13 protein-coding genes are annotated in these 12,989 nt (G+C 51.6%); 6 read left to right on the forward strand and 7 right to left on the reverse strand.

Annotated features, from left to right (window positions below):
• Nucleotides 1-17: 17 nt before the first annotated feature.
• Together bamC and dapA are read right to left on the reverse strand one after the other, a co-directional pair.
• Entirely contained in the window at nucleotides 18-1,052 is a 1,035-nt protein-coding gene (gene bamC, locus HV346_RS16475; protein ID WP_181620345.1) for an outer membrane protein assembly factor BamC, read from the reverse strand.
• 16 nt (nucleotides 1,053-1,068) lie between these two features.
• Complete coding sequence (gene dapA / locus HV346_RS16480; RefSeq protein WP_181620346.1) at nucleotides 1,069-1,947, reverse strand: 4-hydroxy-tetrahydrodipicolinate synthase; 879 nt, start codon at nucleotides 1,945-1,947, stop codon at nucleotides 1,069-1,071.
• 145 nt (nucleotides 1,948-2,092) lie between these two features.
• On the opposite strand from dapA, the gene HV346_RS16485 reads away from it, so the two are divergent.
• On the forward strand, nucleotides 2,093-2,662 hold the full coding sequence (locus HV346_RS16485; RefSeq protein WP_181620347.1) for a glycine cleavage system transcriptional repressor: 570 nt from the start codon (nucleotides 2,093-2,095) through the stop codon (nucleotides 2,660-2,662).
• Nucleotides 2,662-3,132 (forward strand): thioredoxin-dependent thiol peroxidase, encoded by a 471-nt coding sequence (gene bcp / locus HV346_RS16490; RefSeq protein WP_181620348.1) that lies wholly within the window; start codon nucleotides 2,662-2,664, stop codon nucleotides 3,130-3,132. The genes HV346_RS16485 and bcp overlap by 1 nt, the downstream gene beginning before the upstream one ends.
• Nucleotides 3,133-3,216: 84 nt before the next feature.
• Here bcp and HV346_RS16495 read toward each other — a convergent pair whose 3' ends face one another.
• Nucleotides 3,217-4,287 (reverse strand): AI-2E family transporter, encoded by a 1,071-nt coding sequence (locus HV346_RS16495; protein ID WP_181620349.1) that lies wholly within the window; start codon nucleotides 4,285-4,287, stop codon nucleotides 3,217-3,219.
• A gap of 222 nt (nucleotides 4,288-4,509) precedes the next feature.
• On the opposite strand from HV346_RS16495, the gene bepA reads away from it, so the two are divergent.
• Nucleotides 4,510-5,973 (forward strand): beta-barrel assembly-enhancing protease, encoded by a 1,464-nt coding sequence (gene bepA / locus HV346_RS16500; protein ID WP_181620350.1) that lies wholly within the window; start codon nucleotides 4,510-4,512, stop codon nucleotides 5,971-5,973.
• A gap of 11 nt (nucleotides 5,974-5,984) precedes the next feature.
• Nucleotides 5,985-6,344 carry an arsenate reductase (glutaredoxin) gene (gene arsC, locus HV346_RS16505; RefSeq protein ID WP_181620351.1) on the forward strand — a complete coding sequence of 120 codons (360 nt, stop codon included), beginning with the start codon at nucleotides 5,985-5,987 and terminating at the stop codon, nucleotides 6,342-6,344.
• 46 nt (nucleotides 6,345-6,390) lie between these two features.
• On the opposite strand, the gene HV346_RS16510 is transcribed toward arsC, so the two are convergent.
• The 4 genes from HV346_RS16510 to HV346_RS16525 form a co-directional block, all read right to left on the reverse strand.
• On the reverse strand, nucleotides 6,391-7,092 hold the full coding sequence (locus tag HV346_RS16510) for a DnaA inactivator Hda (protein WP_203451556.1): 702 nt from the start codon (nucleotides 7,090-7,092) through the stop codon (nucleotides 6,391-6,393).
• A 95-nt stretch (nucleotides 7,093-7,187) separates the two neighbouring features.
• Nucleotides 7,188-8,477, reverse strand: a complete 1,290-nt coding sequence (gene uraA / locus HV346_RS16515) for a uracil permease (RefSeq protein WP_181620352.1) — start codon at nucleotides 8,475-8,477, stop codon at nucleotides 7,188-7,190.
• Nucleotides 8,478-8,564: 87 nt separating this feature from the next.
• Nucleotides 8,565-9,191, reverse strand: coding sequence for a uracil phosphoribosyltransferase (gene upp, locus HV346_RS16520; RefSeq protein ID WP_014071296.1), 627 nt, complete (start codon nucleotides 9,189-9,191; stop codon nucleotides 8,565-8,567).
• 219 nt (nucleotides 9,192-9,410) lie between these two features.
• Nucleotides 9,411-10,841 carry a 6-phospho-beta-glucosidase gene (locus HV346_RS16525; RefSeq protein WP_181620353.1) on the reverse strand — a complete coding sequence of 477 codons (1,431 nt, stop codon included), beginning with the start codon at nucleotides 10,839-10,841 and terminating at the stop codon, nucleotides 9,411-9,413.
• A gap of 278 nt (nucleotides 10,842-11,119) precedes the next feature.
• Between HV346_RS16525 and purM the strand changes: the two genes are divergently transcribed.
• Together purM and purN are read left to right on the forward strand one after the other, a co-directional pair.
• Nucleotides 11,120-12,157, forward strand: a complete 1,038-nt coding sequence (gene purM / locus HV346_RS16530; protein WP_181620354.1) for a phosphoribosylformylglycinamidine cyclo-ligase — start codon at nucleotides 11,120-11,122, stop codon at nucleotides 12,155-12,157.
• Nucleotides 12,154-12,795, forward strand: a complete 642-nt coding sequence (gene purN, locus HV346_RS16535) for a phosphoribosylglycinamide formyltransferase (protein WP_181620355.1) — start codon at nucleotides 12,154-12,156, stop codon at nucleotides 12,793-12,795. The genes purM and purN overlap by 4 nt, the downstream gene beginning before the upstream one ends.
• Nucleotides 12,796-12,989 lie beyond the last annotated feature (194 nt).

Here is a 12,989-nt window from a genome sequence, read left to right on the forward strand (position 1 = left end):
TTAACCAGCCCTCTTATTTATTTGCTAAATGCTGCCTGGAAGACGGCAACCAGCGCATCGTTTTGCGACTGGGTCAGCGTGTGACCTTTCGGATCGATAAACTGCAAGCTACTGCGGTTATCGAGATCACCTACCTGAATTTTGTAGTCGCCAGAGGCCAGATTTGGATCATGTGCCCCCAGTTCTTGCCATGCGCTATCAGACAGCGGTTTGTACGTTGCCGTGATGCTACCGGTTGAACGCGTGCTGTCAGACACTTTCATGCCCACTTTTTCAAGCGTTGCCGGCAGTCGCTGCCAGGTCTGGTTAAACGGTGCACGTACCACCAGCATCGGCAAACCGGTGTCATCCGCAGCACTCTGTACGTCGAAAGTTGCACCATTACGGCTCTGAGCAGCATTGGCGGAATCCGTCGCGTTCTTGTCCAGACCTGCCGCAATGACGTTCAGCATTTCAGTGCTGTAACGTTGCATCGACGATGGATCAGCAACAGGTTTACCTGCTTGTTCCAGGTTCACCAGTTTAACCATAACGGCTTGCTGGTAACCCTGCGGTTTCACGGAGACTTGATAACGACCACGATACTGTTGATCTTCATCCAGACGGTTCCAGTCAACCCAGTCGGTTGTCAGCGTCTGGCTGGCATCATCACGCTTCGCGATGGTGTAATTCTTCGCCTGAAGAATGCTCACAACCTGCGGCCACAACGTGCTATTACGGCTGTTTTCGACCATCAGTGACGCCGTATCTCCCGTAAACTGGGTACGAGCTCCACTCACGAGCGCCAGAGCCTGAGCTGGCGGACGAATATCGAGCGCTTTACCGACCTGACCGCTGCCATTGGTCACAGGAATGTTGTAATCGCCGTTTTGAATCGGCAGGATCATCCCGGCAGGTGCGTGAAGTTCAGCAAGCGGTGTTGCATCCAGATAGGATTCATCACCGCTCACCTGGCGCTTGTAGCGCGAGTCTGAACTACAGGCAGCGAGCAGCATAACAAGCGAAACACTCGCAACCTTCGCCAGGCGCGACTTCTGTACTGAATAAGCCATCAAATCTCCCTAAACTTTACAGCAAACCGGCATGCTTCAGCGCTGAGGTGACCACTTCACGACCGTTGTCGGTAATTGGGGTCATCGGCAGACGCAGCGTATCGGTTGCTACAAGTCCCAATTCCTTACAAGCCCATTTCACTGGGATCGGATTGGGTTCGACAAATAATTTATTGTGCAACGGCATCAGACGCTGATTAATCACGCGAGCTTCATCGAAGTGACCGGCCGCCGCCAGTTTGCACATTTCAGCCATATCGCGTGCCGCAACGTTCGCCGTTACGGAAATCACGCCATGACCACCGAGCTGCATAAAGTCCAGCGCAGTCGCATCATCACCACTCAACAAGATAAAGTCGTCTGAAACCAGCTCTTTGATCTGATGAACGCGGCTTAAGTTCCCGGTTGCCTCTTTAATCCCGATAATATTTTTTACTTTCGAGAGGCGACCAACGGTTTCCGGCAGCATATCGCAGCCAGTACGGGACGGCACATTATACAGAATTTGTGGCAAGTCAGTATGTTCAGCGATGGCTTTGAAATGCTGGAACAAGCCTTCCTGCGTTGGGCGATTGTAATAAGGCGTCACCGTCAGGCAACCCACAATACCACTATCGTTAAAACGCTTCGTCAGACTGATGGCCTCTGCAGTTGCATTAGCGCCCGTACCTGCAATGACCGGAATACGTCCGTCAGCCAGTTCAAGGGTCAGCATGACCACAGCACCGTGCTCTTCATGGCTCAGCGTTGCAGATTCACCGGTAGTCCCTACCGAAACGATCGCCGAGGTTCCATTGGCGACATGATAATCAATCAGCTTCTTCAGGCTTGACCGGCAGACATTACCTTTCTCATCCATCGGTGTAACAAGCGCGACAATACTTCCCGTGAACATGGGCCATCCTCTGTGCGAACAAGAGTCCCAATGTTACGTTTGGAACTGTAATAAAAGCAAGCGACCTGAGGCCTTCAGGCGGTTGTATGCATGTTTTTTTTATGCTTTCCTTAGGAAGACTTAACCAAGCAAAGGAAGAACAGGTTTGACAACCTCATCACAACATTACCTGGTTATCACTGCGCTGGGTGCTGACAGGCCGGGGATAGTGAACACCATCACCCGCCACGTAAGCAGTTGCGGCTGTAATATTGAAGACAGCCGCCTTGCCATGCTGGGCGAAGAGTTCACGTTTATTATGCTACTGTCCGGGACATGGAATGCCATTACACTTATCGAATCGACCCTGCCGCTAAAAGGCGCAGAGCTGGATTTGCTGATTGTCATGAAACGCACCACTGCACGCCCGCGCCCTGCGATGCCCGCAACCGTTTGGGTTCAGGTTGAAGTTCCTGATTCTCCTCATCTCATTGAGCGGTTTACGGCGTTGTTTGACAGTCATCAGATGAATATTGCTGAACTGGTTTCCCGCACTCAACCCGGCAATGACGATACAATTCCTACATTATTTATTCAGATTACCGCACACAGCCCGGCATCCCAGGATGCATCAAATATCGAGCAAGCGTTCAAAGCCCTCTGTACAGAGTTAAACGCGCAAGGCAGTATAAGCATCGTCAATTATTCGCAGCATGAACAAGATGGAGTTGATTAATGAATCCACTGAAAGCCGGTGACATCGCACCGAAATTTAGCTTACCGGATCAAGACGGCGAGCAAGTAAATTTGACCGACTTCCAGGGACAGCGCGTTCTGGTCTATTTCTACCCGAAAGCCATGACGCCAGGCTGTACCGTACAAGCTTGCGGTTTACGCGATAACATGGATGAGTTGAAAAAAGCGGGCGTAGAAGTGCTGGGAATCAGCACCGACAAATCAGAAAAACTGTCACGCTTTGCTGAGAAAGAGCTGCTGAACTTTACGCTGCTTTCCGACGAAGACCACCAGGTATGCGAGCAATTCGGCGTCTGGGGTGAAAAATCCTTTATGGGTAAAACCTACGACGGTATTCATCGCATCAGCTTCCTGGTGGACGCTGACGGTAAAGTCGAACATGTGTTTGATGATTTCAAAACCAGCAATCACCACGATGTGGTATTGAACTGGCTGAAAGAGAGCGCCTGAAAGTGAGTGTCGGGTGGCGGCTTTGCCTTACCCGACCAACCAAGACTACCTACGCCGGGTAAATGTCGCGTCACCCGGCTAATTCTACTTTTCTTCTATTTCTATTGCGGGTACATCAGGCCACGCATGCACCACCGCTTTTATCAGCGTCGCCAGTGGAATCGCAAAGAACACTCCCCAGAATCCCCATAATCCGCCAAAGATGACCACCGACAAGATGATCACCAGCGGATGCAGATTCACCGCCTCGGAGAACAGAACGGGCACAAGCAGGTTCCCGTCCAGCCCCTGGATAATCAGATAAACCGCAAAACAGCTCCAGAACTCAGTCCCCAAACCAAACTGGAACAACGCCACACCAATGACAGGAAGGGTGACAACGAATGCGCCAATATACGGAATGAGAACAGAGAACCCCACCAGCACCGCTAACAGTAAAGAATAGTTCAGGCCAAAAATCAGGAATCCAATCCAGGTTGCGACGCCGACCACAATCATCTCAAGCACTTTGCCACGGATGTAATTGGTGATCTGTTGATTCATCTCTTCCCATACCTGCCCTGCCAGACCACGATTACGTGGCAAGATACGACGCACCGCGTTCAGCATCTGCTCTTTGTCTTTAACCAGGAAGAAGACCATCAGCGGAACCAGAACCAGATACACCGCCAGCGTCAGTAGCCCAACCAACGATGCCAGGGAATATTTCACGACTGAATCACCCATTGTCATTATGCGGGCGCGCATATTTTCCGCCATCGCGTCAATGATCCCGGCATCCATGAGGGCAGGATAACGACGAGGCAGTGTGGCGGCAAAATCAGAGAGTTTATTGAGCATTCCGGGCATATCGCGAATCAGGTAGATCCCCTGCTGCCAGGCAACAGGCATCACCACAAACGCCATGAGGAGTAGTATCCCGACAAATAGCACCAGCACAATACTGGTCGCCCAACGTCGGGAACAGCCGATGTGCTCCAGGCGCACCGTTGGCCACTCCAGCAAATACGCCAGAACAATCGCGACCAGCAGAGGCGCAAGCAGGCCGCTAAAGAAGAACAAAATACCGAACCCGGCAACCAGAATAACCAGCAAAGCAATGGCTTCTGGGTCGCTAAAACGACGCCGATACCACTGCATTAACATTTCAAGCATGCAACCCTTCCCTGAATCTGATGGCAGGACGATGAGAGGGAATTGTATCTAACTGTCACAAAAAAGACTTTCGCTTTTTGTATGTATGCAACGTTTAGCAAAAGGCCGGTGAATAAGATTTTCTTCAGGGCGTAACACGGCTACACTCGCAAAGCAGTCTAAGGTGAACGATACATGGGTTCGCTGGTCAAATTAGCACATCCACACTACAGGGCAGAGGTTATGTTCAGGCAGTTGAAAAAAACTCTGGTTGCCACGCTTATCGCTGCGATGAGCATGGGTCAGGTGATGCCCGCTTTCGCTGACTCGGCCGATACATTGCCGGATATGGGTACATCAGCAGGAAGCACGCTCTCCATCGGGCAAGAGATGCAGATGGGCGATTATTATGTCCGTCAGTTGCGCGGTAGTGCGCCGCTGATCAATGACCCACTGCTGGTGCAATACATTAACGGCCTCGGAATGCGCCTTGTCGCTCACGCTGACTCGGTCAAAACCCCTTTCCATTTCTATTTAATTAATAATGACGAAATCAACGCCTTTGCCTTCTTTGGCGGCAATGTGGTGTTGCATTCGGCGTTATTCCGTTACTCCGATAACGAAAGCCAGTTGGCTTCGGTCATGGCTCACGAAATTTCACACGTCACACAACGTCACCTGGCTCGTGCCATGGAAGACCAGAAACGAAATGCTCCGCTGACCTGGGTTGGTGCTCTGGGGTCCATTCTGCTGGCTATGGCAAGCCCCCAGGCGGGAATGGCGGCCCTGACCGGAACGCTGGCGGGGACACGCCAGGGTATGATCAGTTTTACCCAGCAAAACGAACAGGAAGCGGACCGAATCGGGATTCAGGTCTTACAACGCTCAGGTTTTGATCCACAAGCCATGCCAAGCTTCCTTGAGAAATTACTCGATCAGGCGCGTTACTCAACGCGGCCACCTGAAATTTTGCTGACGCACCCCCTGCCAGAAAGCCGCTTGTCTGATGCACGTAACCGCGCCAACCAGATGCGCCCGATAGTGGTGCAGTCATCGCAAGACTTCTATATGGCAAAAGTGAGAACGCTCGGCATGTATAAGTCCGGGCGTAACCAGCTCACCAGCGATATCCTGGATTCGCTGTCGAAAGGCAACGTGCGTGAAAAAAACGCGGCACAATACGGTCAGGCTTTGCAGGCTATGGAAGCCAGTAAATACGATGATGCACGTAAGGCGCTTCAGCCGCTGCTGACTGCCGATGCGAACAACCCGTGGTATCTCGATCTCTCAACGGATATCGATCTGGGGCAGAAAAAAACCACTGACGCGATCAACCGCCTGAAGGCGGCTAAAGATCTGCGCACTAATCCAGTTTTGCAACTGAACCTGGCAAATGCTTACTTACAAGGTGGTCAGGCAGCAGAAGCCGCAACCCTTCTCAATCGCTACACCTTCAACAATAAAGACGATCCGAACGGCTGGGATCTGCTGGCACAAGCTGAATCGCAGCTCGGTCATCGCGATCAGGAACTGGCCGCTCGCGCAGAAGGCTTTGCCCTGACAGGTCGTCTTGACCAGGCGATTTCCTTGTTAAGCAGCGCCAGTGCACAAGTTAAACTGGGCAGCCTGCAACAGGCCCGTTACGATGCGCGTATCGATCAGTTACGCTCGCTACAGCAACGCTTTAAACCGTATGAAAGGATGTAAAAGGAGAGTTCATGTCTGAGGCGGTAAAAATCTATCACAACCCTCGTTGCTCCAAGAGTCGCGACACGTTGAGTCTGCTGAAATCTAACGGCATCGATCCAGATGTGGTTCTGTATCTTGAAACACCGCCAGATGCCGCGACGCTTCGCCAGCTTGTGAGTATGCTGGGTATGCCGAGTGCCAGAGACTTGATGCGCCAGAAAGATGAGTTGTATAAGTCGCTCAGTCTGGATGATATGCATCTTACGGAAGATGAGCTGATTCAGGCGATGGTTAAACATCCGAAGCTGATCGAACGCCCTATTGTGGTGGCTAACGGTCAGGCTCGTATTGGACGCCCACCGGAAAGTGTTCTGGAGATTGTTAGCTAATTCAGGGTATCGCTGGCCGGGAAAAGTATAGTCACTACCCGGCAAGCTACAGTTTCAGTGTATCTTTAACAAACGGGATCGTGAGCTTGCGCTGCGCGGTAATCGATGCACGATCGAGTTGATCAAGCGTATCGAAGAGCGTACGCATCTCGCGATCCAGACGTTTTAGCAAAAAACGCCCCACATCTTCCGGAAGCTCAAAACCACGTAACCGCGCCCGCAGTTGCAAGGCCTGAAGTTTATCTTCATCAGACAATGGCTGCAGTTTGTAGATTTGTCCCCAGTCGAGACGAGAGGCCAGGTCTGGTAAACCCAGGTTAAGCTGGCGCGGCGGGCGATCGCCGGTAATCAGTAAGCGGGTTTTACCCGACTCCAGAATACGGTTATAGAGATTAAACATCGCCATTTCCCACGGCTCATCTCCGGCAATACATTCGATATTATCGATGCAGACCAGCGAGAGATATTCCATGCCATCCAGAACTTCCGGTACGAACCAGGTACGTTTATCCAGCGGCACATAACCAACAGCATCGCCACGGGCAGAGAGTTCAGCACAAGCGGCATGCAAAAGATGACTCCGCCCAGCGCCTTCGCGTGACCAGATATAGATGTATCCGCTGTGTTCCTGGCGCAGCACATTTTGCAGCGCAGCCAGTAAAGAGGGGTTATCACCCGGCCAGAAACTCGCAAAAGTTTCGTCGTCAGGTAGATAAAGTGGCAGAGAGAGCTGTGCCGGTCCGTTCAGAAATACCTCAACCAGATCTTACATAAAATCGGCAAAGAGTTTATCACGGAACCTGCGAGGAGAGAACCGGGCGGATCGCCCGCCCGGTTTTACGATCAATGCGACGTGTTTTCGCTGTCTTCAGCATCCAGAACATCTTCTTCAGGGCGCAGAACAGAGATCAGTTTGAAGATCAGGCTCAAGCCAACGCCGACAATGGTCGCCAGCGCCATACCTTTCAGCTCAGCTGCACCAATGTGCACCTTCGCGCCACTCACCCCAATAATCAGGATAACGGAGGTCAGGATCAGGTTCTGCGCTTTGCTGTAATCCACTTTGGATTCGATCAGCACACGAATACCGGATGCGCCGATGACGCCGTACAGCAGCAAGGAAACGCCGCCCATCACCGGAACAGGGATTATCTGGATAGCCGCCGCCAGTTTACCCACGCAGGAGAGCAGAATCGCGAAAATTGCCGCCCCACCGATCACCCAGGTACTGTACACGCGGGTGATCGCCATAACACCGATGTTTTCACCATAGGTCGTGTTTGGTGTGGACCCAAAGAAACCGGAGATGATGGTTGAAAGGCCGTTCGCAAACATAGAACGGTGCAGACCCGGATCGCGAATCAGATCACGCTTCACAATGTTTGCCGTGACTACCAGGTGGCCTACGTGCTCAGCAATGACCACCAGCGCGGCAGGCAGAATGGTGAAAATGGCAAACCACTCGAAGCGTGGCGTATAGAACGTTGGCAGCGCAAACCAGTGAGCCTGCGCAATTGGCGTAGTATCGACAACCCCCATCGCGAAGGAGAGCGCATAACCTGCCAGCACACCAATCAGGATAGGAATAATGGCCATAAAACCACGGAACAGCACTGAACCAAATACCGTCACACCCAGCGTGACCAGCGAGATGATAATGGTTTTAGAATCCGGGGACTGACCATCGGCAGGCAGCAGGCCAGCCATATTCGCCGCGACGCCGGCCAACTCCAGACCAATGACGGCAACGATTGCGCCCATCGCCGCAGGCGGGAACATCACATCCAGCCAGCCCGTACCAGCTTTCTTCACAATGAAGGAGACCAGGCAGAACAGCACACCACACATAATAAAGCCACCCAGCGCCACTTCATAACCCAGCGGCAACAACAGCAGAACGGGCGAGATAAAGGCAAAGCTGGAACCCAGATAAGCAGGAATTTTCCCCTTACAGATAAAGAGGTAAAGCAGCGTCCCGACGCCATTAAACAGCAGTACGGTGGCCGGGTTAATGTGAAACAGGATTGGCACCAGCACGGTTGCACCAAACATGGCGAACAGGTGCTGCAAACTAAGCGGGATTGTCTGTAAAAGCGGCGGTCTTTCACTCACCCCGATAGTACGGCGCGTCATAGTGTTTTCCTTAAGTATTGTGGGTTGGTTGTGTTTTTATTCAAAAAAAAGCCGACTATCAAAGTCGGCTTTTTATTCGTTATTCGATTATTTAGTACCAAAAATCTTATCGCCGGCATCGCCAAGCCCCGGGATAATGTACCCGTGCTCGTTCAGCCCCTGGTCGATAGAAGCAGTGTACAACTCAACGTCCGGGTGTGCTTTTTCCAGCGCAGCAATACCCTCAGGTGCGGCAACCAGAACCAGAACTTTAATGCTGCTACAACCTGCTTTTTTCAGCAGATCGATGGTGGCAATCATTGAGCCACCCGTTGCCAGCATGGGATCAACCACCAGCGCCATGCGCTCGTCGATGTTGGACACCAATTTCTGGAAGTACGGGACGGGTTCGAGAGTTTCTTCGTTACGGTAGATACCCACCACGCTGATACGCGCGCTTGGTACGTGCTCAAGCACACCTTCCATCATACCCAGACCTGCTCGCAGGATTGGCACAACGGTAATTTTCTTACCTTTAATCTGCTCAACCTGTACCGGGCCGTTCCAGCCTTCGATGGTCACTTTTTCAGTTGCCAGGTCAGAGGTTGCTTCGTAAGTCAGCAAGCTACCCACTTCCGATGCCAGTTCGCGAAAACGCTTCGTGCTGATGTCATGCTCACGCATCAGGCCCAGCTTGTGTTTAACGAGTGGGTGTTTCACTTCCACAATCTTCATTCTCTTTCTCCTCTGAGGTGGCAACCGCAAAAAAATCGCCGGATTATACCGCTTTTTTCGGATTACGCCATACCCGTCTTGCTTGACGTCGATCAAGCAAAGTGGTTAATGCACCGTTACAGATTATAAAACAGACAAAAAAGCCGGAGAGGATCCCGGCTTTTGTTTTTACAGTCTCTCTTTGCGCAAGAGAGCTATGAAGAGGACATCGGGCTGTGGTCAAAGATTCTCGCCGTTGCTGGCAATCACTTTCTGATACCAATCAAAAGATTTTTTCTTGCTGCGGTTGAGCGTCCCGTTCCCTTCGTTGTCTTTATCCACAAAGATAAAGCCATAACGCTTTTTCATCTCCCCTGTTCCCGCCGAAACCAGGTCAATACAGCCCCACGGGGTATAGCCCATCAGGTCGACGCCGTCTTCCACCACCGCTTTTTTCATTTCGCTGATATGCGCTGCCAGGTAATCAATACGGTACTGGTCGTTCACCGAACCGTCGCTCTCCTGAACATCGATAGCACCAAAACCGTTTTCGACAATAAACAGCGGCAACTGATAGTGATCCCAGAACCAGTTCAGGGAGTAACGCAGCCCAACAGGATCAATCTGCCAGCCCCAGTCAGATTTCTGTACATACGGGTTGGATACCAGGCTCTTGCTTTCGTCATAATCCAGCTCCGGGTTGTCCGCCGTCGCTTTCGTTGCGAAGGACATGTAATAACTAAAACCAATATAATCGACACAGCCCTGCTTCAGTGCGGCCCTATCTTCGTCGGTGATATCCAGCGCAAAGCCACGACGGTTAAAATAGTTCAGCAGATGCTGCGGATACTTTCCGCGAACATGCACATCGGTAAACCAGTAACGTCGATGCATCGCGTTCATCGCCATCATCATATCGTCCGGCGCACAGGTTAGCGGATAAATGGGACACATGGCAATCATGCAGCCTATCTGCAGTGACGGGTTGATTTCGCGCCCTGCTTTCACAGCCAGAGCACTGGCCACCAGCTCATAGTGGGCTGCCTGGAACATCACCGGCTCACGATCTTCACCTGGTTCGTATTTCAACCCGGAGTTCGTAAACGGCGCAAAATCTTCGTGGAAGTTAGCCTGGTTGTTGATCTCGTTAAAAGTCATCCAGTACTTCACTTTATGCTGATAGCGCTGGAACGCGACTTTTGCAAAACGGACAAAGAAGTCAATAAGCTTACGATTACGCCAGCCACCGTACTCAGTGACCAGATGGAAAGGCATCTCGAAGTGGGACAAAGTAATTACCGGTTCGATACCGTATTTCAGGCACTCGTCGAACAGGTCATCGTAAAACTGCAAACCGGCTTCATTGGGTTCCAGCTCATCACCTTTTGGGAAAAGGCGCGTCCAGGCGATGGAGGTACGAAAACATTTAAACCCCATCTCGGCAAAGAGTCTGATGTCTTCTTTATAGCGATGGTAGAAGTCAATGGCTTCGTGGTTAGGGTAATTTTTCCCCTGCAGAACACCGTTAGTGATTTCACGCGGCACACCGTGCGCCCCCGCAGTCATCACGTCCGCCACGCTGATGCCTTTTCCCCCTTCCTTCCAGCCGCCTTCAAGCTGATGCGCCGCCACAGCACCACCCCACAGAAAACCTTCTTTAAATCCTGACATTCTCTTTCCCTCATTCTGCGTTATTTTCTGCAAAAACAGTTACAGAAACCGGTTTCAGTTCGATGATGTGCAAAGGCTAAGAGGGTTGCAAGCAGATTACCGAAACCGGTTTCATTTTCGTGAACAGAGTCAAGTTTGAAGGCGTTAGATGGGTGTAGCCGTAAAAAAATCCCCAGGGATATTTCTCTTGCAGAATAGGCTCGCAAACGTTTGCCTGGACTGTTAGAATTGCGCCGATTTTTCTTACTATGCAATGCAATCGCGTGGGGACTTGAGCCGTGACCAACAAAACTTCTCTCAGCTACAAAGATGCCGGTGTTGATATTGACGCAGGTAATGCGCTGGTTGACCGAATCAAAGGTGTGGTGAAAAAAACCCGCCGCCCGGAAGTAATGGGTGGTCTGGGTGGATTCGGCGCACTGTGCGCTCTGCCGCAAAAATATCGTGAACCTGTTCTGGTCTCGGGAACTGACGGTGTAGGAACAAAACTGCGCCTGGCAATGGATCTTAAACGTCACGACACCATCGGTATCGATCTGGTCGCGATGTGCGTTAACGACCTGGTGGTCCAGGGCGCGGAACCGCTGTTCTTCCTCGACTACTACGCTACCGGCAAGCTGGATGTAGATACCGCCGCGAGCGTGATTACCGGTATTGCCGAAGGGTGTCTGCAGTCAGGATGCTCGCTGGTCGGCGGTGAAACCGCTGAAATGCCTGGCATGTATCACGGTGAAGATTATGACGTTGCAGGTTTCTGCGTCGGTGTGGTTGAGAAATCAGAAATTATCGATGGCAGCAAAGTTGCCGATGGCGATGTCCTGATTGCACTGGGCTCCAGCGGCCCGCACTCTAACGGTTACTCTCTGGTACGTAAGATTATCGAAGTCAGCGGTTGCGACCCACTGACAACAGAGCTTGATGGCAAACCACTTGCCGACCACCTGCTGGCCCCGACCCGTATCTATGTGAAAAACATTCTGGAGCTTATCGAGAATGTGGATGTTCACGCTATCGCGCACCTGACTGGCGGCGGTTTCTGGGAAAACATTCCACGCGTCCTGCCGGATAATACCCAGGCGGTGATCGACGAGTCCTCCTGGCAGTGGCCGTCCGTGTTCAACTGGCTGCAAACAGCGGGTAACGTCAGCGATCACGAGATGTATCGCACCTTCAACTGTGGCGTAGGCATGCTTATCGCATTGCCAGCCAGTGAAGCAGAAAAAGCTATCAGCCTGATGAATGCAAAAGGTGAAAACGCGTGGAAAATCGGTATCATCAAAGCATCTGATTCCGAACAGCGCGTGGTCATTGAATGAAAAACATCGTGGTGCTGATTTCCGGCAACGGTAGCAATTTGCAGGCCATCATTGATGCCTGCGAACAGAAGCGGATCAGTAGCACTATACGCGCTGTTTTCAGTAACAAGGCCGACGCGTTCGGCCTTGAACGTGCGCGTGAAGCGAATATCCCTGCGCACGTGCTGGAGGCCAGTCAGTTCTCAGGCCGTGAGGCATTTGACCGCGAACTGGTGCAAGAGATTGATGCCTATGCTCCCGACGTCGTGGTATTAGCAGGATACATGCGTATTCTGAGTCCGACGTTTGTGGCGCATTACTCCGGTCGTCTGCTTAATATCCACCCTTCCCTGCTTCCTAAATATCCAGGCCTGCACACACACCGTCAGGTGCTGGAAAATGGCGACGAAGTCCACGGTACGTCTGTGCACTTTGTTACCGACGAGTTAGACGGTGGGCCGGTCATTCTGCAAGCTAAAGTCCCGGTTTTCGATGGTGACAACGAAGAGGATGTGACTGCGCGTGTTCAGGCACAAGAACATGCCATCTATCCTTTGGTCGTTGACTGGTTCCTTAGTGGTCGGCTTGAGATGCGCGACAATGCCGCCTGGCTGGACGGCGTTAAGCTGCCACCGCAAGGACATGCTTCAGACGAGTAGTTTATCAAGCCGGCGATAGCCGGCTTTTTAATGCCTGCAAAAGACAAAAACTGTAAAAAATCAGCCTGTTTAGGGCTGATTACCTGTTGTATAGTCGGTTTACTGTCATACTTTTCTGGCACTGTTGGACATATCGTGGAAATGCTCGCCATAATAAGGACGAGACGGATTTACCACGTCCTGTGATTGAACTG

Source organism: Enterobacter sp. RHBSTW-00994, assembly GCF_013782625.1.
GTDB lineage: Bacteria > Pseudomonadota > Gammaproteobacteria > Enterobacterales > Enterobacteriaceae > Enterobacter.

Coding starts and splice junctions, on each gene's coding strand:
- bcp (WP_181620348.1), top strand. CDS start 2,662: ATGAATCCACTGAAAGCCGGTGACATCGCACCGAAATTTAGCTTACCG.
- upp (WP_014071296.1), bottom strand. CDS start 9,191: ATGAAGATTGTGGAAGTGAAACACCCACTCGTTAAACACAAGCTGGGC.
- bepA (WP_181620350.1), top strand. CDS start 4,510: ATGTTCAGGCAGTTGAAAAAAACTCTGGTTGCCACGCTTATCGCTGCG.
- bamC (WP_181620345.1), bottom strand. CDS start 1,052: ATGGCTTATTCAGTACAGAAGTCGCGCCTGGCGAAGGTTGCGAGTGTT.
- arsC (WP_181620351.1), top strand. CDS start 5,985: ATGTCTGAGGCGGTAAAAATCTATCACAACCCTCGTTGCTCCAAGAGT.
- HV346_RS16495 (WP_181620349.1), bottom strand. CDS start 4,287: ATGCTTGAAATGTTAATGCAGTGGTATCGGCGTCGTTTTAGCGACCCA.
- dapA (WP_181620346.1), bottom strand. CDS start 1,947: ATGTTCACGGGAAGTATTGTCGCGCTTGTTACACCGATGGATGAGAAA.
- purN (WP_181620355.1), top strand. CDS start 12,154: ATGAAAAACATCGTGGTGCTGATTTCCGGCAACGGTAGCAATTTGCAG.
- uraA (WP_181620352.1), bottom strand. CDS start 8,477: ATGACGCGCCGTACTATCGGGGTGAGTGAAAGACCGCCGCTTTTACAG.
- HV346_RS16525 (WP_181620353.1), bottom strand. CDS start 10,841: ATGTCAGGATTTAAAGAAGGTTTTCTGTGGGGTGGTGCTGTGGCGGCG.